Origin of the sequence: Pollutimonas thiosulfatoxidans, from assembly GCF_004022565.1 — a bacterium.
GTDB lineage: Bacteria > Pseudomonadota > Gammaproteobacteria > Burkholderiales > Burkholderiaceae_B > Pusillimonas_D > Pusillimonas_D thiosulfatoxidans.
Window position 1 is genome coordinate 2611436 of the sequence record NZ_CP022987.1, and the last position, 19274, is coordinate 2630709.

At 57.6% G+C, this 19274-nt stretch carries 19 protein-coding genes; 10 read left to right on the top strand and 9 right to left on the bottom strand.

From position 1 onward, the window contains the following. Positions 1 to 16 precede the first annotated feature (16 nt). The 8 genes from CKA81_RS12710 to CKA81_RS12745 are packed head-to-tail and all read left to right on the top strand — an operon-like array spanning position 17 to position 7798. On the top strand, positions 17 to 1183 hold the full coding sequence (locus CKA81_RS12710; protein ID WP_128355597.1) for an ABC transporter substrate-binding protein: 1167 nt from the start codon (positions 17 to 19) through the stop codon (positions 1181 to 1183). Positions 1184 to 1185: 2 nt separating this feature from the next. Next, positions 1186 to 1995 carry a CoA transferase subunit A gene (locus tag CKA81_RS12715; protein WP_128355598.1) on the top strand — a complete coding sequence of 270 codons (810 nt, stop codon included), beginning with the start codon at positions 1186 to 1188 and terminating at the stop codon, positions 1993 to 1995. Further along, complete coding sequence (locus CKA81_RS12720) at positions 1995 to 2861, top strand: CoA-transferase subunit beta (protein WP_128355599.1); 867 nt, start codon at positions 1995 to 1997, stop codon at positions 2859 to 2861. Before CKA81_RS12715 ends, CKA81_RS12720 begins: the two co-directional genes overlap by 1 nt. Next, a complete protein-coding gene (locus CKA81_RS12725) occupies positions 2858 to 3730 on the top strand; it encodes a branched-chain amino acid ABC transporter permease (protein WP_128355600.1) in 873 nt (290 codons plus the stop codon). The genes CKA81_RS12720 and CKA81_RS12725 overlap by 4 nt, the downstream gene beginning before the upstream one ends. A 2-nt stretch (positions 3731 to 3732) precedes the next feature. Continuing rightward, positions 3733 to 4683, top strand: a complete 951-nt coding sequence (locus tag CKA81_RS12730; protein WP_228255716.1) for a branched-chain amino acid ABC transporter permease — start codon at positions 3733 to 3735, stop codon at positions 4681 to 4683. Beyond that, the gene (locus tag CKA81_RS12735) at positions 4680 to 5462 is read left to right on the top strand and encodes an ABC transporter ATP-binding protein (protein ID WP_128355602.1); all 783 of its coding nucleotides are present in this window, start codon (positions 4680 to 4682) and stop codon (positions 5460 to 5462) included. Before CKA81_RS12730 ends, CKA81_RS12735 begins: the two co-directional genes overlap by 4 nt. Next, the gene (locus CKA81_RS12740; RefSeq protein WP_128355603.1) at positions 5455 to 6159 is read left to right on the top strand and encodes an ABC transporter ATP-binding protein; all 705 of its coding nucleotides are present in this window, start codon (positions 5455 to 5457) and stop codon (positions 6157 to 6159) included. Before CKA81_RS12735 ends, CKA81_RS12740 begins: the two co-directional genes overlap by 8 nt. 4 nt (positions 6160 to 6163) lie before the next feature. Continuing rightward, entirely contained in the window at positions 6164 to 7798 is a 1635-nt protein-coding gene (locus CKA81_RS12745) for an AMP-binding protein (protein ID WP_228255717.1), read from the top strand. 46 nt (positions 7799 to 7844) lie between these two features. Here the strand turns inward: CKA81_RS12745 and CKA81_RS12750 are convergent, their stop codons facing one another. The 8 genes from CKA81_RS12750 to CKA81_RS12785 are packed head-to-tail and all read right to left on the bottom strand — an operon-like array spanning position 7845 to position 16047. Next, a complete protein-coding gene (locus tag CKA81_RS12750) occupies positions 7845 to 8696 on the bottom strand; it encodes an HpcH/HpaI aldolase/citrate lyase family protein (RefSeq protein ID WP_228255718.1) in 852 nt (283 codons plus the stop codon). Beyond that, a complete protein-coding gene (locus tag CKA81_RS12755) occupies positions 8696 to 9112 on the bottom strand; it encodes a MaoC family dehydratase (RefSeq protein ID WP_237183388.1) in 417 nt (138 codons plus the stop codon). Before CKA81_RS12755 ends, CKA81_RS12750 begins: the two co-directional genes overlap by 1 nt. 44 nt (positions 9113 to 9156) lie before the next feature. Next, positions 9157 to 11190, bottom strand: coding sequence for an ATP-binding protein (locus CKA81_RS12760; protein WP_128355606.1), 2034 nt, complete (start codon positions 11188 to 11190; stop codon positions 9157 to 9159). Between the two features lie 12 nt (positions 11191 to 11202). After that, a complete protein-coding gene (locus tag CKA81_RS12765; protein WP_128355607.1) occupies positions 11203 to 12801 on the bottom strand; it encodes an acyl-CoA carboxylase subunit beta in 1599 nt (532 codons plus the stop codon). 6 nt (positions 12802 to 12807) lie between these two features. After that, positions 12808 to 13278: a Zn-ribbon domain-containing OB-fold protein gene (locus CKA81_RS12770; protein WP_128355608.1), complete on the bottom strand. Its 471-nt coding sequence runs from the start codon at positions 13276 to 13278 to the stop codon at positions 12808 to 12810. A gap of 16 nt (positions 13279 to 13294) precedes the next feature. After that, a complete protein-coding gene (locus tag CKA81_RS12775; protein WP_128355609.1) occupies positions 13295 to 14497 on the bottom strand; it encodes a thiolase family protein in 1203 nt (400 codons plus the stop codon). Beyond that, entirely contained in the window at positions 14494 to 15588 is a 1095-nt protein-coding gene (locus CKA81_RS12780) for a thiolase C-terminal domain-containing protein (RefSeq protein ID WP_128355610.1), read from the bottom strand. The genes CKA81_RS12775 and CKA81_RS12780 overlap by 4 nt, the downstream gene beginning before the upstream one ends. Before the next feature lie 15 nt (positions 15589 to 15603). After that, positions 15604 to 16047, bottom strand: a complete 444-nt coding sequence (locus CKA81_RS12785; RefSeq protein WP_164878396.1) for a PaaI family thioesterase — start codon at positions 16045 to 16047, stop codon at positions 15604 to 15606. Between the two features lie 124 nt (positions 16048 to 16171). Between CKA81_RS12785 and CKA81_RS12790 the strand changes: the two genes are divergently transcribed. Then, complete coding sequence (locus tag CKA81_RS12790) at positions 16172 to 16996, top strand: enoyl-CoA hydratase/isomerase family protein (RefSeq protein ID WP_128355612.1); 825 nt, start codon at positions 16172 to 16174, stop codon at positions 16994 to 16996. Between the two features lie 110 nt (positions 16997 to 17106). Here CKA81_RS12790 and CKA81_RS12795 read toward each other — a convergent pair whose 3' ends face one another. Continuing rightward, positions 17107 to 17874, bottom strand: coding sequence for an SDR family NAD(P)-dependent oxidoreductase (locus tag CKA81_RS12795; protein WP_128355613.1), 768 nt, complete (start codon positions 17872 to 17874; stop codon positions 17107 to 17109). Positions 17875 to 18271: 397 nt separating this feature from the next. Between CKA81_RS12795 and CKA81_RS12800 the strand changes: the two genes are divergently transcribed. Continuing rightward, positions 18272 to 19264, top strand: coding sequence for a Bug family tripartite tricarboxylate transporter substrate binding protein (locus CKA81_RS12800; protein WP_128355614.1), 993 nt, complete (start codon positions 18272 to 18274; stop codon positions 19262 to 19264). The last annotated feature ends 10 nt before the right edge of the window (positions 19265 to 19274 follow it).

Below are 19274 nucleotides of genomic sequence, written 5' to 3' on the forward strand. Positions count from 1 at the left end.
AAAACCAGGAGTAGACATGAAACATTTTGGACTTTCGCCCACGAAAGCAGTACTTGCTGCCCTTACCTGCACCCTTGCGTTGGGCACGCCCGCGTCGTTTGCGGCCGACACGGTAAAAATCGGCTTCACGGGGCCACTTTCCGGATCGCTATCACTGCTCGGACAGGGTGTGCGCGACGGGCTGGAAACTTACGTTAAGTACATCAATGATCAGGGTGGCGTAAACGGCCACAAGCTGGAACTGATTGCTGAGGACGACGGCTACGAGCCCATGCGCACCCTTGCGGCCGTGAAGAAACTGGCTGAGCAGAACAACGTCGTTGCCATGGTTACACCAGTCGGTACGCCCAACGTTGCCGCAATGATCAGTTATGCGCAAGAGCGCAAGCTACCCATTCTGGCGCCTTATGCGTTCAGTCACACGCTTACCACTCCCACGAAGTCACATGTATTCACGACCCTGCCTGAAGTCAGGGTGCAGGCCAATGTGCTGGGCAAGTACCTTGTGGACGAGCTAAAGCATAAAAAAATCGCCACTATCTATCAGAACGACGATTTCGGCCAGGATGCAGTGGCGGGGCTGGAAGCCAGGCTGCAGCAAAGCAATGTCCCTCTGACCAAACTGCCTTTTGACAGAGGCACCACCAATTTCAGTGGCGTGGTGGCTCAAGCAAAACAGTCGGGTGCCGAAGATGTCGTCTTCCTGGGCATTCCCCGCGACGCCGCGCTGATCATGAAGGAAGCAAAAAAGATGGGCTGGGCGCCGCAATTCAGTGGCCATAGCGCATTGGGCGATCCCCAGACCTTTGCGCTGGCCGGCAAGAACCTGGTTGAAGGCGCGATTGCGGTTGCTGTGATGGAGCCGCTGGACTCTCAAAAGCCCGAGGTAGCCGAGTTTCTCGCTCATCAGAAACAGTACATGTCCCGGACCACACCGACCACGTACAGCATGCACGGTTATAACGCCGGTCGGGTCTTTGCCGAAGCACTCAAGAATATCGAGGGCGAGGTTACGTCCGACAAGATCGTCGAGCAACTGAACAAGATCAACAACCTGAACACAGGCTTGATGGGCCCGATCACCTTTACGCCGGAGCAGCATGCCGGAAGCCAATCCGTTGCCTTCATGGAAGCCAAGGATGGCAAATGGGTAATCGTCACGGACTGGGTCAAGGCTGACTAAAAATGGATAAGCGAACCGATATGCAGACGGCTATCGCCCTGGTACAGGACGGTGACCGTGTTGCACTGGGCGGAATGACGCTCTATAGACGCCCCGTCGCAGCCGCCTTGGCGTTGGCAGCGCGGCCAAAACGGGATCTGGAGGTCGTCACCTTTACCGGCGGCATCGAAACCGACCTCTTGATCGGGGCGGGTTGCGTAAGCACGCTGCGTAGCTGTTACACCGGCCTGGAAATTGTCGGCTTCGCGCCCCATTACACCCAGGCAGCGCATAACGGTTCGATAACCCTGGTCGAAGAAACGGAGTACACCCTCAGCTATGCGCTTCAGGCGGCCTCGATGAGGGTGCCGTTTCTTCCTATGCTCGGATCGCTTGCGCGCACCGACATGCTGCAGGTACGGCCGGATCTCAAGCGGTTCAAGTGCCCGATCACCGCTGAAGACTTGATCGCCGTTCCATCACTGGCTCTTGATGTGGCGATCATCCATGTTACGGCCGCGGACAGTGCCGGGAACTGCAATATGCAAGGCCAGTTAGCGCTGGACCCTTACCTTCCGACCGTCGCCAAACTTACTATCGTCACGGCTGAGCAAATAGTCGATACGGAGGAACTCATGGCAATGAGGGGCGGAATACAAATCCCGGGGATGTTTGTAAGTCATGTTGTGCCCGCAAAGGATGGCAGTTTGCCAACCTCTTGTTTCCCCACAAACAAACTCGACTTATCTGGAATTCTCGACTACGCCGACTCATGCAAAAGCCCGGAAGCCTGGCAACAGTGGTTAACAGTGGCGACGGAGGCGTATCAATAATGGCCTGGACCGAAACTAACTTCAGCCCGCGGCATGCCCAGCAGATCGACCAAATGGTGATCGCCATGGCTCGCCTGATTCAAGACGGCGACTTCCTGGCCGAAGGAATCGGAACATTCCTGCCGACCGCTGCTTATATGCTCGCCAAGCACACACATGCGCCCCAGTGCACCAGTTTGTGTCCAAACGGCAATACGCTGATGCCAGGCACGCGCACCTTGACTCTCGGCCATGACGAGTTCGCGACGATACCGAACGCTTCTGTATGGCTGGACTATGTCCAGATCAACCTGATGCTCATGCCGACCATCTTCCTGGGCGGCTCCCCCCGCTGGACGGAGTTCATGCGTCCGGCGCAGATCGATCCCATGGGCGCGTCGAACAATGTCTGCATCGGCGACTACGCGCGTCCAGTGGTGCGTCTGCCCGGCGCAGCGGGCATCCCCGACGCTTCAACAGCAGCCAAGCGCTTCTACTACTACACGCCCCGCCATACAAAACAGGTGTTTGTTGAAAAGCTCGACTTTTGTAGCGGCGCCGGCCACCCCGGCGACAAGGCGGGCCGGCCCGAACACGTCGTCGTACTGTCCAACCTATGCATCATGGCCAGCGGCCCGAGTGGAAGACTTCAAGTCACCCATATGCATCCCGACGTCACGCGCGAGGAGATCGAAAGCAACACGGGTTTCGCACTGGATTGGGCAGCCAGCCTGCAGACCAACCCGCCTCCCTCAAAGGACGAGCTTGCTTTACTTAACGAACTGGTCGACCCAGACGGCCTGCGGTACCTTGAAGCGCTTAACAGCGGCGCCCGCCGTGATCGTCTCCGCCAGCTACTGCGCCATAAAGCCGGAGATACACCATGATTGCAGAACTGATTCTTGGCGGGCTGGCTTCCGGTAGCCTCTATGCACTGATAGGCATCGCGATCGTTCTGGTATTGCAAGCCACAGATATCCCGAACTTCGCCCAAGGCGAAATGGCGATGTTCTCGACCTTCGTGGCCTATAGCCTGCTTACGACTTACGGCATGAGTTGGTGGTTCGTATTGCCCCTGACCATCGCCTTTGCCGCGGCTCAGGGCGTCGTCGTCCAACAGGCCGTCATACGCCCGCTATTGGGCAAGCCCGTGATGAATGCTGTTATCGCGACACTGGGCCTCAATATGGCATTGCACAGCGTTGCAGGCATGATCTGGGGTAATCAGACCCACATCATGCCCAGCCCGGTGTCTGATTTGCCTATGCTGAAAATGTTTGGCGTGAACGTATCGCCCGACACGGCACTGACGATCGTTGTATCGGTGGCCATGATCATTTGCTTCACCCTCATCTTGCGACATACGCGGGCCGGTATAGCCTTGCGCGCAGCCAGCCAAAATCAAACCGTCGCCAAGCTGATGGGCATCCCCATCAGCCGCAGCTTCGCGCTGGCGTGGGGCATGGGCTCAGTGGCAGGGGCCATTGCCGGCCTGCTGGTTGCTCCCATCCTGTTCCTGGACGTCAACATTATGGGCACCCTTCTGATCAAAGGCTTTGCAGGCGCAGTGCTAGGCGGCCTGTCTAGCCTGATGGGGGTCTTTATCGGAGGACTGATGCTGGGGGTCATAGAAAACCTCATGGGCGCATATGTATCGGGAAGCTTTGGCGAGGCCCTGTCTTTCATCCTGATCATTAGCGTTCTTATCATTGCGCCCCAGGGAATCTTTGGCAAAGTCAAATCAACCAAGGTATAAACGTGACCCAGACATCCAGATTCACTCCCCAACGTTTGGGCTTCGCTGTAATCACCGTTGCATTCATTGCAGGGATCACAGTCTTTGGCGGCGGCTATTTCGTCTATTTACTCAATCTGGTCGGCATCTTTGCCCTTGTTGCGATCGGACTGAATGTCCTGACAGGATCATCGGGACAAATCAGCTTGGGACACGCGGGCTTCTTTGCCATCGGCGCCTACGCGGCAGCGCTGCTGTCTTCGAAATTTGGCGTCCCTTTCTGGCTGGCCATACCGATAGCCAGCATCCTCACGACATTCATCGGCGCGCTTATCGCCTTGCCCGCGCTGCGCTTGAAGAACCTTTACCTGGCCATCGCGACCTTGGGTTTCGGCATCGTCGCTCAGAAGATGATCTTTGAATGGCGCGAGGTAACCGGCGGCGGCGCTGGTCTGGAAGTGCCCATACCTTTTTTCTTCGGCATTTCGCTGGCCGACGGCAGCAGGATGACCTGGGTGATAGCAGCTGTCCTGGCAGTCGCCACGGTAGCGGCGTACCGGATCGTCAATGGCCGGACCGGCAGGGCCCTCACGATGCTTAGCGAAAGCGAGCTGGCTGCAGGATGTTTGGGTATCGATGTTGCGCGATATAAAGTGATCGCCTTCGCAGTCAGCGCCTTCTACACCGCGGTGGCCGGTGGCCTATACGCAAACCTGGTGCGCTACATTAATCCGGAAAGCTTCAATGTCAACATGTCCATCATGTTCCTCGCGATGATAGTGATTGGCGGGATGGGCAGCGTGCGCGGCGCGATTCTCGGTGCGGCCTTCTATGTACTGATGCCGGAGGCTGTCCGCGGTTTCAAGGATGCGCCTGGCCTGATATTTGGGCTGTCGCTGATGTTGGTCGTCATACTGCTGCCCGGCGGTCTTACAAGCCTGTTCAAGGCGCGTCAAAAGAAGGTGGCAACATGAGTGCGGGTTCTTCACTACACGTCGTCGATGTAAGCGTCAGCTTTGGCGGCATCCATGCCGTGCAGGACGTAACAATGGACGTCGCGCCCGGAAGCATCGTTGGCCTGATTGGTCCTAACGGCGCTGGTAAAAGCACGTTGCTTAATGTCGTGTCGGGCTTGTTGCGGCCCACATCGGGGCGCGTAGCACTGGGAGACCAGGAGCTGCGCAATCTAAGGCCGGACCAGATCGCCAAGCTAGGATTGGGCCGGGTGTTCCAGCACCCTCAAGTCGTCGCCGGCATGACGGTCCTGGACAACCTGATGATCGCCAGGCACCGCAAGTTTGGGTACTCGGTGATATCGGAGATGCTAAACCTGCCTGCAGTACGCCAAGCTGAAGAAGAGGCGCGCGCCGCGGTTCAGGCCGTGGCCAAACGCATAGGGTTGGCTGATTACCTGGACATGGAAACCGGCAGCCTGCCTTATGGACACCGCAAGCTTCTAGAACTGGGACGCGTCATGCTGCTGGAAGCCAGCTACCTACTTCTGGATGAGCCCATAGCCGGCCTTAACGACGCGGAAACCGAACAACTCGGAAACCTGGTTCTGGAACTTCGTGAACACCAGAAAATGACGGTGCTATTGGTCGAACACAATATGGGCCTGGTCCGCAAACTTTGCGATCATGTCGTCGTGCTGGACACTGGACGCGTCATTGCAACAGGAACGCCCGAGGAAGTGCTCAACGACCCTCAGGTCCTTCTAGCCTACCTGGGAGAGGTACCAGAAAATGCTTGAGATATCGGATCTAACAGTTAAGTACGGGGCTATCCAGGCGCTGACGGGCGTATCCCTGCGCATCGGCCAAGGGCAGCTGGTTGGAATACTGGGCGCAAATGGCGCGGGCAAGACCACCTTGCTAAGAACCATCAGCGGCATAGTAGACCCAACGGGCGGAACCATCTCGCTTAACGGCAGCAATATCACGCAACGTAAGGCCGACGACATCGTCCGCCTGGGTATTGCACACGTCCCTGAAGGCCGAGGCATATTTCCAGACCTCACCGTGCGCGAGAATCTCATCGTTGGGGCCTACACGCGTCGCAGCCGTTCAGAGGTTCACGCCGACTATGCCAGCATGCTGGAAATGTTCCCCTCGCTGGCGCGCCGTGAGCGACAAGACGGCTCGATGCTTAGCGGAGGCGAACAGCAAATGCTGGCCCTGGCCCGTGCCCTTATGGCCAGGCCCACCCTGTTGCTGGCGGACGAGATCAGCTTGGGGCTCGCCCCCGTGATCACGCAACAAGTATTCGAACATCTCAAGGCGCTGCGCGAACGTGGCATTACCGTCATGTTGGTCGAGCAAAATGCCAACCTGGTGATGAAAAACGCCGACTATATTTATGTTTTAAAGCATGGGCAGATCGTCCTCCAGGGCACGGCACAAGAGCTCGCCGCCAACAAAGACCTGACCGATGCATACTTGGGAGAATAAGGCTATGGAAAAGTCGGCAATTCACGACTATCCACTAGAGCAGCGCACAATAGGCCGCATACTCGCAGAAAAGGCAAACCGCATACCTGATCGGACGTTCCTGCGGTTTCAAGGAACTGACTACACATACGCCCAACTGGAGCGCCTGACGAACCGATACGCCAACGGATACACAGCACGAAGCATCGGTTTCGGCGACCACGTTGCCGTCATGCTGCCCAATTGCCCGGAATTTTTCTGGACCGTCTGGGGCCTGGGAAAGATCGGCGCTGTGGCAGTCCCGCTGAACACAGCCGCCAAAGGCGAGATGCTGCGCTACTTCATCGATCACTCGGATGCGTCGGTGCTGATTGTCGACGATGAGTGGGCCGATCGGATCAACGCCATCGCCGACAACATTCCGAAAGTTAAGCAGATTTTCTATCGCGGCGACAAGCCAGTGGATGCCTGTGGGCTGGACAACTGTGCCGTACCGATACACAAGCTGGAAGACCTGCCTGTCGCCGACGAATCAGCCCCGCCCGTCGATAAAGTGAAACACGACGACGTACACCTCATCATGTACACGTCGGGCACCACAGGGCCGTCAAAAGGCGTGCTGTGCCCTCATTCGCAAGGCCATGCCGTTGGGCGCGCACTGGCTATCGATTATGGCTATACGCAGGATGACGTCCTGTATACCTGCTTGCCGCTTTTTCATGGCAACGCAATCTGGTACACCTGCTATGCAGCGCTATGGGCCGATGCCGCCATTGCGCTTTCACCGCGGTTCTCAGCAAGCCGCTTCTGGGACGAAATCCGCAGCAGCGAAGCCACCCAGTTCAATACCCTGGGCGCGATGACCAACATCATCTGGAAGCTTCCCCCCGGACCGCAAGATAGAGACCACAAGCTGCGGCTATGCATGACCGTCCCCGTCCCCAAAGAAATCTACGGCGAAATGCAAGAGCGCTACGGCATTACGCTAACGTCGGTCTACGCCATGACCGAAAACTTCGCCATGACCCGTTTCCGGCCGGATGATCCCGCCGAGAAAGCAGGCTCTGCGGGGCGGCCTGGCAGCGACTGCGCACTGCGCATTGTCGACGACGAGCAAAACGATTTGCCGGCTGGCGAAGTCGGTGAAATATGGATGCGTGCCCTTGAGTCTGGCTCCATGATGCTGGGCTATTACAAGATGCCGGCAGAAACCGATAAGGAATTCGTTGACGGCTGGTTCCGCACCGGCGACCGCGGCTATCTCGATGCCGATGGCTACCTCTTTTTTGTTGACCGAAAGAAAGAGGCCATCAGGCGGCGCGGCGAAAACATTTCAGCTTACGAGGTTGAGTTAATTCTGTCGCGCCACCCATCGATCCTGGAAGTCGCTGCTGTGCCGGTCAGCTCCGAACTGAGTGAAGACGACGTGATGGTCTATGTCGTGTTGAAGCCGGGCGAAACACTTAGCCATGCGGAAGTCGTGCACTTCGCCGTAGAGCATATGAGCTATTTCATGGTGCCCAGGTTTGTGGAGTTCATCGAAGAGCTCCCCAAGACCGCCAGCTCGAAGCTGGAAAAGTACAAGCTCAAGAAAGACGCCGAATTACGACGTGCGGAGCTTTGGGATCGGGAGAAGGCAGGCATCAGCGTAAGCCGATAATGCATCGAAGGGGCGGCTCTGTGCCGCTTCGGAGAACCCGCCTGACTTAACGAGCCAGTATCCGCCTGGCAATCCGTAAATGCGGTGCATCCACCATCTTGCCATCCACGACGGCTACGCCGCCATCAGGCAATGCCTGGACGACGCGCCTCGCCCATGCAAGCTCTTCCGCCGTTGCGGAAAAAGCCGCGTTAATAACCTCGACCTGGGCGGGATGGATTGCCGCCTTGGAGACGAAACCGTCCGTACGTGCCTCCGCGCACTCGTCCTCAAGGCTCTGTAAGTTCCGGAAATCCACATTGACCGCATCGATGGCCAGGCTTTGCGTTGCAGCCGCTGCATACAGAACCATGGTGCGCGCATGCTGAAAAGCAGCACGATATCGCCCGCTAGCGTCGCGATTCGCCATTACGCCCAGGTCGCCGGCCAGATCTTCTCCGCCCCAAAGAATGCCGCTTAGCCTGGGGACGGGTCGGCGAAACTCGGACAATGCCAGAACCGACGCCGCCGTTTCTGTGGCGATGGCCACCACTTTCATGGTGCCGGCGGCAATGCCCGACGCAGCTTCGCATCGCGCTAATTCTCGATCGAGCCTGGTTAGATCTGAGGGACCGCAGCACTTGGGAATCACAACACCGGCAATACGGTCTGCAGGCAAAGCGGATAAGTCGTCAGCAAACCAGCGCGTATCTAGTCCATTGACACGTATCCATATGCGCTCGATGTCGCAACTCGCCGCTGCCAAAGACGCCTTGGTCGTCGAGCGGCCCAGGCCTTTGTTAGCAGGGCTGACGGCATCCTCCCAGTCGAATATCAGCGCGTCGGCATTGCCCTTTAATGCGGCTTCGATCTTGCGAGTGCTATCACCCGGCACGAATAACCAGGAACGCGGCATCATCAAGCTGGCTCTTTGTGCATAAACGCGGAACGGGTGCAGCGGGCAACTTCTATGCCGTCCTGGTTGTAGGCCCGATGCAGAAACTCGACAATGCCCGCCTCGGGCCGCGATGCACTGACCCGCGTGGACAATACTTCCGTCGTCACAGACAGCGTATCGCCTTGGAAAACCGGGGCGGGGAAGGCAACTTCGCGCATCCCCAAATTGGCGATCGTCGTGCGCAACGTGGTGTCCGCAACCGAGATTCCTATCATCAAGCCCAGCGTAAAGAGGCTGTTCACCAAGGGACGGCCAAACTCGGTCTTAGCCGAATAGTGTGCATCGATATGCAGGGGTTGCGGATTCATGGTCATGGTGGAGAACTGGACGTTGTCCCACTCGGTAACCGTGCGCGTCAGCGTATGCTTGAAAAGCATACCTACGCTGAACTCCTCAAAGTATAAGCCTCGCATGCTGCCTCCTAATTCAGGTCGCAAGCCAGTGCTTGCGTTTCGGTTTCTTCCAGTTGCACCAGCACTTGGCCACTGGCAACCACCTCGCCTATCGTGCAGAGCGTCGCTTCCACTTTGCCATCGCGGGGAGCCACTAATGAGAAGATCAATTTCATCGCTTCCATAACGACCAGGACATCGCCGGCGAGGACTTCATCGCCAGGGGCAACATTGACAGCAGTGACACTGCCCGGCATCTCTGCCTTGACTTCCCTCTCGTCCGCACCCGCCGCAGCGTCCGCACGAGCCAGCGCCTGAAGCTCTGACAGCGCCTGCATGCGCCATTGCATACCCACCGAACTGACGACGGTTGTATCGCCCTCTAAACTCACGCGGTAATCGCGTGGCGTCCCGTGTATCGGGGTGTAGCGGAAGAACCCTTCGGACAGGAGCTCGATGCGAAATCGTTTTTCTTCTCCGTCGACCTGGGCCTTCCAGCCGTTCTCGAGGCGCTCGAAAGCCAGCACGATCTCGGCACCATCGGCAATAAGCCTGGCCCCGGTTATGGCGCGTCTGCCGGCTGCCGACATAAATCGGTACCCTTGCCGCTGTTGCCAATAGTCGCGTGCTTGATCACTACAAGCTACCGGGAGCTTCAAGGCCGCGAAGGCAGCCACGATCTGGGCTCCCAGTACGGCACCGGGATCTGCATGCCATCCTTGTGGGAAGGCCTCGGCCAGATAGCCTGTAGTCAGGCGTCCTGCAGAGAACAGACTATGCTCGACCACCGAAATCAGAAACGCCTGGTTTGTTCCTATGCCCTCCGCATCGAAACTGCGCAGGCCCTGAATCAAACGCTCTGTAGCCTGAGATCGCGTGGCGCCATGCCCGATGATTTTCGCAACCATGGAATCGTAGTACGGGGTCACCATGGACCCTTTGCCGATTCCGCTATCCACGCGCACGCCGGCGGTCGATGACTCGGCATAGCGGCTGACTTCGCCCAATAAGGGCCGGTAGCCATTGCCAGGGTCTTCGCAATTGATACGAGCTTCAATTGCCCACCCACTGTACTGTATTTGCTCTTGCGCCAGAGGCAGTGTTTCTCCGAAAGCGATGCGTAGTTGCCATTCCACAAGGTCAAGCCCGGTGATCGTTTCTGTAACCGGGTGCTCGACCTGCAAGCGCGTATTCATTTCGAGGAAATAAGGCTCCTCAGATTCCTCTCCCAGCACAAACTCGACCGTACCGAGAGAGTCATAACGAATCTCCTTGCCAAGGCTCAACGCGGCGTCGAAGAGCTTCTGCCGCACGGCGGCCGATAGACGCGGCGCAGGCGCCTCTTCGATGACCTTCTGGTAATTTCGTTGGATCGAGCACTCGCGCTCAAAAACGTGCACCAGGTTGCCATGATGGTCGCCGGCCAGTTGCACTTCGAGGTGACGTGGCCGCAACACCAGTTTCTCGATCAATACCGTAGCGTCGCCAAAGGCGCGTTCTGCCTCGTGCTTGGCCAGTTCCAACTGTGCCAGGAAATCGTCAAGCTTGTCGACGCGGCGCATACCCTTGCCGCCGCCTCCTGCACTGGCCTTGATCAGCAATGGCACGCCGATAGCCTTGGCCTGCTCGTACAGGAAGTCGGGATCTTGATTGTCGCCGTGATAGCCAGGAACGCAAGGCACGCCTGCCGCAGTCGCGATGCGCTTGGACTCTATCTTGGAGCCCATGGAACGTATGACATCGGCGCGTGGGCCTACCCAGGTGATGCCGTGTGCTTTGCAGGCATCCACCAGGCTGGTGCTTTCCGAGAGGAAGCCATAGCCAGGGTGGATCGCCTGGGCTCCGGTCTGCATCGCCGCTTTGATAATGGCGTCGGCGTTGAGGTAACTTTTACCTACCTCCGGATCGCCTATGCATACGGCTTCATCTGCTTCGCGCACGTGACGGGCACTGGCATCGGCAGTTGAATAGACCGCGATGGAACGGATACCGAGACGTCGGCAAGTGCGGATTACACGACAGGCGATTTCTCCGCGATTGGCTATTAGTACAGATTCAAACATCTTGCTCGCCCCTTACATGCGGTACACAGGTGACGCGCCCAAGGTCGGTGCCTCGGCCGCAGCAAGCGCCAGGCACATACCAATAACTTCACGTGTTTCTGTCGGTTCAATGATGCCGTCGTCCCACAAGCGGGCCGTGGCGTAGAAGGGATCGCTTTGCTCGGTGAACTGCTCGCGAGTGGCCCGCTCGATCTCGGCGATCTCCTCATCCGAGGCAGGCGATTTAAGGCTGCTGCGTCGCAGGTCAGTCAATACCGTGGTGGCGATGTCGGCGCTCATGGTCGCTATCTGCGAGTTCGGCCAGGCGAACAGGAAGCGGGGGTCAAACCCACGACCGCACATGCCGTAGTTTCCGGCACCGAATGAGCCACCGATGATCACCGTCAAGCGCGGCACCCGGGCAGTTGCCATGGCATACACCAGCTTCGCGCTGTGCCGGGCAATACCGCCGCGTTCTGCTTCTGTGCCCACCATAAACCCAGTGATATTCTGCAGGAACAATAGCGGTATGTTGCGCTGATTGCATAGCTCAATAAAATGCGCGCCCTTGACGGCCGCATCAGAGAACAACACGCCATTGTTGGCCAGTATGCCTACCGGATAACCACACCAGTGTGCGGTTCCGCACACCAGGGTGGCGCCAAACTCGGGCTTGAACTCCTGGAAGTCTGAATCGTCCACCATACGGGCGATCACTTCGCGCACGTCGTAGGGCTCTTTCAAGTTAGGCGGCAAGATACCGCTTAACTCGTTAATGTCGTAACGCGGCGCTTGCGGCGCTTTGATTGCCCCGTGCATGGGCCTGTCGCGGTTAAGCTTGGACACGATGTCGCGCACCCTGGCCAAGGCTTGCGCCTCATTCTCGGCCAGGTAGTCCGCAACACCGGAAGTTCTTACATGCATCTCGGCGCCGCCCAGGGTTTCGCCATCCACAATCTCATTGATTGCAGCCTTCACGATCTGGGGGCCGCCCAAATGGATGCGAGCTTGTCCGCGGACCATAACGGTTTCGTCGGACAAGGCAGGTATGTAAGCGCCCCCGGCCGTGCAGCCGCCAAACACCGCCGCTATCTGCGGAATGCCGGCAGCAGACATCTGACATTGACGGTAAAACGTATTGCCAAAATGGTCTTTGTCGGGAAACACCTTGTCTTGCTCTGGCAAATAGGCACCACCGCAGTCCACCAGATAAATCACCGGCAGCTTGTGCTGTTCGGCGATGTCTTGCGCCCGGACGTGCTTTTTTACCGTTTCGGCGAAGAACGACCCACCTTTCACCGTTGCATCATTGGCAATCACCATGCACGGCGTACCGGCGATCAAGCCGATTCCCGTCACAATGCCGGCAGAGGGCACGGCATTGCCGTACATGCCCCATGCGGCTAACGGCGAAAGCTCCAGAAAGCTGGATTGCGGGTCAAGCAGCAGATCGATACGTTCCCGGGCCAGCATCTTGTTGCGCGCATGATGGCGCTCGACCAATTTGGGCCCGCCGCCTTGCAACACCGTGGTGTGACGGGACCGAAGCTTGGCAAGAAGTGCTTCATTATGCTGTGCGTTGCGCGCAAAGGCGTCCGTCCGTGCATCTACACGGGACTTGATAATGCTCATCGCCCCTTACTCCAACACATAATGAAAGTCGGTGATTTTCCCTTCGGGCGTATCGTTGAAGACGACCTTGACGCGCGTGCCCGGCTTCAGGCGCTGCGCGGCCGATTGAATGTCGCTTAGATCAATGTCGCGCACGAAATTGACCATGGCGGTATCGACGCCGTCCAGCCTTACAAAGGCGATCGCATAAGGCGGCGGGGGCAAGTTGTCGAACGCTGCCGTAACGATGGTTGCCGCTTCAATCACGCCGCTTTGTCCGGCTTCCACCCATGCATCGCAAACCTCGAAGCTACGTTCGCAATACGCTCTGGGGGGCAAATAGCTGATGCCCGAGCTGGTGCAACGCGTGGCGAGGATCTTCTTTTCTTTCAAGCCATCAAAAAACCGCGCACCCACTTCACCAAGCGGATACTGGTAGCGAACATGCCACTCGCTGTTAACCATGTGGTTGGCTGGAGTCATTTCTTTCTTGCTCATATGCTTGATTCTCGGTTCATGCAGCGACGATTGCGCGGGGCTCGTCGCTTAACATCGTGACAGTGAAAAATTGGGTCGACCCGCCTATGGCGGTTGCGATGACATTGTTGACATTGGCCACCTGCATGTCGCCCGCCTTACCCATGATCTGCTTTGCGGCGTCTGCCGCACGTACGAGACCGGTAACACCAATCGGGTTGGTGCAGAGCGTTCCGCCCGACGGATTGACGGCAACTTTGCCATCCATGTCGAAGGCACCTTCATCGCTTAAATGCTGCGCGGTGCCACGGGGACAAAAGCCCAGCGACTCCAGTTGCGGAAACTGGAAAGAGCTGAAGGGGTCGTATATTTCAACCGCTTGGACCTGCGTAGCCACGTCGGTAATCCCCGCCTGCCGATAACACTCGGCAGCGGCGCGACTCAGTTCGGAAAAGTCCGCAAAATCGGTATCTGCAGTGGGCACCATCCTGTCGCCCATGAATACCGTATTGGACACACCCGAGGTGCCCGTAATGAATGCAGGCTTGGTGCAATGTTCGCGAGCGAACCTTTCGCTGGTAACCACCAGCGCCGCTGCACCTGCGGAACGCGGGCAAATATCAAACAACTTATAAGGCCAGGAGATGCGCTTGGATGCCATCACGGCATCAATATCGATCAGTCCTTTCAGGTGCGCGGACGGGTTGTTCATTGCATTGCGCCGCGCCCTGACGACCACATTGGCGTATTGCTCTTCGGTCGTCCCGTACTTATGCATATAACGCTGGGTCGCCAGCGCCGTCATGGTTACCGTATTGAGGGCAAAATCCTGCTCGTAGAACGGGTCCCAGATCAAATTCAGAATAAACTGCGCGTCCGGCGTTTCCGTCAGGCGATCAGCACCGACTACCAGCACGGTTTCATATTGCCCTGAAGCCACATGCGAATACGCCGCCTGCAGGGCGGAACCACCCGTTGCACCGCCAGTATGCACGCGCATGAAGGGCTTGCCTCGCGCCCAGACATAGTCAACCGACCACTTGTCCGCATCGCCGACGCCCATGAAGGTCGTGGGCGCCATGGAAAACACCACCGCATCGATCTGATCGGGCTCCAGTCCCGAATCCTGCAATGCCAGTGCAACGGCATCCTGAGCCAGCTCCGGATACGTCTTTTCGTCGAATCGCGCTTTGAATGGCGTTTCGCCGACACCTATGATGGCAACGTTTTGCGCCCTCATGATTGCACTCCTTCAAACACCATAAAGTTATGCGCCTGCTGCGCAAAGCCAGAGATACCGTGCGCCATTGCGTACTTGGCGCCAGCGACCTGCTGGGTTCCCGCCGATCCGCATACCTGCAGTACGGCCTCCGCGGCGTTGATCATGCTGGTACAAAAATAAGGGTTCTGCGCCCACGCGCCGCCAGATGGACTGACCGCGGCCTGGCTCACCCGGCCCACCGCCTCGGTCATGGCCAGATCCGCCCATCCTGTCTGCGCCTCAAGCTCCACGACATCCAGGGCCTGTGGCGATTCCAGACCCGCCCGCTTCACAGCTTCAAGCATCGCCTTTTCAAAGGCTTCCAGTGTCAGGCGGCTGGCATCAAGCTGATACCGATCCACGGTCGAACTGATTCCGGCTATCCGGGCTAGGGGCCGACACTCTGGATGGGCACGCACCCACTCGCCCGACGCCAGCACCATGGCGACGGCGCCATCGGTCAACGGAGCGCAGTGGTCGGCTCGCAACGGATGGGCAACATAGGCAGAGTCGGCGATTTCCGATTGCGTCTTGATGGCACGCTTTACAGCGCGCGAGTTCTCCTGCGCAGCCGCCAGCCGCTTATGCACTTGGGCGGCAACCGCTTGCTCTGTCAGACCGTCACGCTGCATCAGTGCGCCAGCAAGCAAACCGTCAGCGATCGCCAGGTTCATCCCTATAGGGCGCAAGAAAAAGGGCTCTGCGCGCATGCGGGCAATGTCCTGCAGTGGGCTGGCCGAGACCTGTACGGTGCTGACCACCAAGCCAAGATGCAGCTCGCCCGAGGCGGCACGCATGGCGCCCAGTTGCAAGCCCGTCATGGCCGAGTCGGTCACGCGCATTTCATCTTTCAGATAGGCGCCCGAAGGAGCCGCAAGCAGCATGCTGCTGATGCCCCGCGCATCGATCTCGTCGCTGGCTGCCAAGGTGACGTGATCGATTTGCTCTCGCTTCACACCAGCATGATCCAGCGCCGCCCGGGCAGTCTGGTAGGCCATCTCCTCCAACCGCAAGCCATCTATCGCTTGCTGTGCAGGCAGAAGCCCCATTCCTATTACAAAAACATCCATTTCATGTCCTCGGCTTTAATTGCCCAAGCATGGTTCCGGCCGTGCCCGCAATATGCGGAACGTTCCGGTAGCCTTGCAACACACTTCACCGCTTTCACTACGGAACTCGCTTTCCGCGAAAGCAACTGCGCTTCCATAACGGATTACTCGCCCCTCGCCACGAAGCACGTGGCCAACTGCGGCAAGCGACAGATAAGAAATATTCAGGTTCAAGGTCGCAATCGCCCTATCCGCATGGACCAAGGAACCCACTGCAGCGCCCTGGACGATGTCGTGCAGGTAAGCGAGCATTGCGCCGTTTACTGCAGGCGTCCCTGCCCCGCCGCGATGATGCACCCCGACGTCAAGCTCGATCCGACTAAGGCCCTTCTCTAAAGCAACCATGCGCGCGCCCACCCAACCAACATAGAGCTGTTGGTTCCAGTACTCGAGTGTCCAGCGGACCGGTTGTGTCTCCATGAAAGGCATTCTATACTCACCATTCCATCCAGTCAATTGACTAACCGACGGGTCAGACAGCTCATTAACCGACCCGTATAGCACCGTGTGCACTACCTCACCGAACCTCCTGGAGATTTTCCCGATGACTCAAACTTTTGAAGGCCCCACATTTGAAGGCGTGGCGGTCAGCCTTAGCTGGATAGAGCGCGCCGTTGCGCTGATAACCTTGACGCGACCCAAGCAGATGAACACGCTGTCACTGGAGTTCATACGGGAATTCAACCGGGCACTGGACCTGATAGACGTTGAAGGCACGCGCGCCATGATCGTTACGGGACAGGATCGCGCCTTCTGCTGCGGAGCTCATCTACGTTACTTTGCCGGCCCCGAGGCAACATTTGTCAACTCGTTCGACGCCAGGGATCGCTACCTGACGGACATTGCAGTGTTGTTCGACCGCCTTGAAGAACTGCACTTCCCTACTATTGCAGCAATCAATGGCTACGCCATGGGCGGTGGGTGCGAGCTGGCCCTATCCTGCGACATCCGGGTACTGGCAGAGCATGCAAAAATCGGCCTTCCGGAAACCAAGCTGGGCGCGGTCGCCGCAGCCGGTGGTGTACAAAAACTCATTCGTCACGTCGGCCGCAGCCGCGCGCTGGACTGGATACTTCGAGCTACTCACCTTGACGCCGCTACTGCCGACCGATACGGGCTATGCTCTGAAGTCGTCCCCGCATCCGAACTGTTGGATACCGCCTTGAACATTGCACTGGAGCTGCGCAAACTGGGCCCGCGCGCCATTGCTCAATCCAAGCGCGCCATTTATGTCAGCGAAGATGCAGACTTGCGTACTGCGCGCCGCTATGGCCTGGAAGCCATCGCCATGCTTGTAGGCGGCGACGAGTGGAAGGAAGGCATGTCCGCATTCACCGAGAAACGTACACCCGGCTTTGATAATTGGTAATTGTCATGCAGACCAGACCAACCGCGAATGCGGATGGACTGCAACCACATACGGCGGTTGTGCATGCCGTATGTGGTTGCAGTCTGGTCACGCGCATTGTCGAATGGAGATCAGAGTGCGGAAATGCCGCCCGTGATGCTTATGGCTTGACCGGTGATTTTTTTTGCAGCAGGCGAAGCGAGAAAAGCAACTAGGTCCGCGAGCTCTTCTTTGGCGACTACGCCAAGCTTCGCCCGATCATGCGCTTTTGCGAACATCCGTCCGGCGAAGGGGTCAGCCATCACACGCTCATAGTGGTCAGTTCCAGTCGTTATAGATGGAGTCACAATGTTCGCGCGAATACCGTGCCTCTTCTCCTCAATGGCTAAACCGCGAGTAAACATTACGATTCCGGCCATAGCCGCCCCAATCACGCTTTCTCCGGGTGTTGGGATCTTTGCAGCGTCCGATGCGATGTTGATTATGGCTCCACCGCCCTGCTCGCGCATAAACGGAAGCGCCGCATGGCTGCATAGGATCTGCGCAAAAAGACAGCGCTCCAGTATGGCGGGGATCTCTTGGGTCGTTACTTCATTCAGTAACCTGGGAAGGTCGTTTCCACCCGTTGAATTGACGAGGACGTCTATGCGTCCCATAGCGTCAGCAGCCGTCTGCATTACACGCGCCGCCATGTCCGGCCGCGATGCGTCCCCTATCACGCTGTGTACCTTGGCGTGCGGGTACCTTTCCAGTAACTGAATACGTGCCCGTTCTGCGCGTTCGATATCGCGACCATTAATTACAACGCTCACAGCACCTGCTGCCAGCAAGGCCTCTGCGCACGCAAGGCCAATGCCTGCGGTTCCACCACACACTACAGCAGTCCATTCGTTTGTCATTGTCCACTCTTCTCAGTTTATATGAACCAGGTAACCGATCAGTTTTACTACTGACCCTTTGGTTAGGGTACTGTATTGCGTGGTCATCCACAACGCTTTCGATGTGCTTTGAGCAATATGCCAAGCAATAAATCCGGAGCGTCCTACCAGCCGGAAATCATCTCGCGTCGGCTGACGAAGCATCCGTCCTTGCAAATAAAGCTATCAATGACGTGGCGGATCTGAACAAAGCGGTCTGGATGAACTTGTAGAACAGAAATCTCGTTTTCGCAAAACCCGAACACCGGGCTCCTAAAAAAAGCATGGACCAAACGCCGGCTTCCCCTTGAACATATAGGGGCCGCGCTGGCTTGCACTGCAGCGCGAGCCGGCAGTCCAAAAACAAAGGAGACCCATTTTGAAATCTGCATTCTTGCCCTGTGTCCGCACAGCCCTGCTGGGCCTGGCCCTGATGTTCTCGGCGGCGTCCGCCCATGCGCAGACATTCCCCGAGCGGGCGGTTACCTGGATCAACCCTTACCCCGCAGGCAGCGCTTCCGATGTAACGGCGCGGCTATTTGCCGACGAATTCTCAAAAGCCATCAAGCAGCCAGTCGTGGTCATCAACAAGCCAGGCGCTGGTGGGCTAATAGGCACCAACGCGGGCGCCACAGCAGCGCCTGACGGCTACACATTGCTGGTGGGAGCGATTGGCACGCATGTTTTCAATCCCGTCATCAATAGCTCGACCAACTACGATCCTGTGAAGGACTTCGAGCCGGTCTCGCGCATTGTGTCCTTTCCTAACGTGCTGGTTGTCTCATCCAAACTGGGCGTTAACACAGTCGAAGAGTTGATTGCACTGGCCAAGTCCAAGAGCGCAAGCGAGCCTTTGCTTTACAGCACCGCCGGCAATGGCACGACCTCTCATATCGCGGCTGGCCAGTTCGAGCGGCTGGCGGGCGTGAAGCTGACCGGCGTCAACTACAAGGGCACCCCGGCAGCCGTCAATGAAGTGTTGGCCGGGCGCATCGACTTCGTCTTTGGCAACATCAATGTCATCTTGCCCCAGGTAAAAGCCGGCACGCTGAAGGCCTTGGCTATCGCCTCCAGCGAGCGCTATTCCTTGTTGCCCGACACACCCACATTTAACGAAGTCGGCATGCCGGAAATGGAGATGGTGGTTTGGAGCGGCCTGTTCGCGCCGGCCGGCACGCCGCCAGAGATCGTAAAGGTCTTGAACGAGGCTGCCAATACCGTCGCACGTAGCGGTGTATTACAGCCGGTCTATGAAAGCGCTGGCGCTACGCTGGAAGTCGATGCCACACCGGAAGATTTTGCCAAGCTGCTGCAAGCCGATACGGCGAAATGGGTTCCCGTGCTGAAAGAGATGGGAATTAAAGCTCAGTAGCGATATCTGC